This is a genomic window from Streptomyces sp. URMC 126, from assembly GCF_051386555.1.
In the GTDB taxonomy this organism is placed as follows: Bacteria; Actinomycetota; Actinomycetes; order Streptomycetales; family Streptomycetaceae; genus Streptomyces.
Genome location: NZ_JBPQTX010001063.1, coordinates 1 through 256 on the forward strand (window position 1 = coordinate 1; position 256 = coordinate 256).

Sequence of the window (256 nt, forward strand, 5' to 3'; positions counted from 1 at the left end):
GCGTACGCCTCCAGGGCGAGGCCCGCCGCCGTCAGGGCCGCCCCCCAGGGCAGCCCGGCGGGGGCCGCGGGAACCGCGGGCGGAACGGGCACCGGGACGGCCGCGTCCGCCGCCGCCCCGCCCTCACCGGCGGCCGCCGGCTTCTTCGGCCGGATCGGCCTGGGCCGTACGGCCAGCGCGGCGGCCAGGGCCGCCGCACCCGGCACCACGGACAGGAGCGTCGCCGTGCCGGCGAACGGCAGCGGCTGCCCGGTGC

Annotated in this window: 1 pseudogene; it reads right to left on the bottom strand. The window is 83.6% G+C overall.

The annotated features are described in order from the left end of the window. Positions 1-256 (bottom strand): annotated as a pseudogene (locus ACSNOK_RS35100) (hypothetical protein); the annotation flags it as partial.